Annotated in this window: 2 protein-coding genes; one reads left to right on the top strand and one right to left on the bottom strand. The window is 43.2% G+C overall.

Annotation, left to right across the window (positions count from 1 at the left end; genetic code table 11):
- Positions 1–481 (top strand): LysR substrate-binding domain-containing protein (locus R7Q11_RS26285; RefSeq protein WP_263857203.1); only part of this gene is annotated, 481 nt, incomplete at its 5' end.
- Here R7Q11_RS26285 and R7Q11_RS26280 read toward each other — a convergent pair.
- Positions 417–710 (bottom strand): TSUP family transporter (locus R7Q11_RS26280; RefSeq protein WP_225467012.1); only part of this gene is annotated, 294 nt, incomplete at its 5' end. The genes R7Q11_RS26285 and R7Q11_RS26280 overlap by 65 nt on opposite strands.

The following is a 710-nucleotide window of genomic DNA, read 5'->3' as shown; positions in this document are numbered from 1 at the left end:
AATCGTTGAAAACGTAAAATCGGGGCGAGCGACCCTAGGATTCTGCGCTGGTTACTTACCTTCTCATCACGGTTTGATGAGCGTTCATCTCGCCGATGAGCCTTTCTCTATAATAAGTAAGCACCCGCTAACTCAATTACCAAAAGCGATTTTAACTAACGATTTGAATAACCCAGCCAACACATATCAACAAGCCATTTTGTCCAAGTACGAGATCCAACCTTTGATGGAAATGGACTCCTACACTGCGGCAGCGCAATTAGCTTTAAAAGGTATGGCACCAGCACTGATACCTAAATCCATCATCAAAACACTCAACATCGCATCAAATTTCTGTTTTGAATTCGAAGAACTAGAGCCTCTAATTCGCCCAATACACATCTGTCTTCGCCACAACACATACCGCAATCAGCGAATTAAAACAGTGTTAGAAGCCATTGCTGATGTTGTTGCCAAAGAAGTTTTGTTGCCATCAGCATAGACATGGTAATCACTAGAGGTCGAATCCACTTTTGACCTTTGGTAACCACCACTTTTGCACCAAATTGAGCGCCAATAAAGCCACCGACCGCCATCGTCAAACCAATTTCCCATACAGGTAACCCTGCTAGAACGAAAAACAACAATGCAGCGATGTTTGAAGTGAAATTCAAAATCTTAGTTCGTGCTGTTGCATCCACGAGGGAAAAGTGGCCAAGAGCAACAAAGCA

The sequence above is a fragment of the Vibrio sp. 970 genome (assembly GCF_033339075.1).
This window is presented reverse-complemented; position numbering and strand designations above follow the sequence as displayed.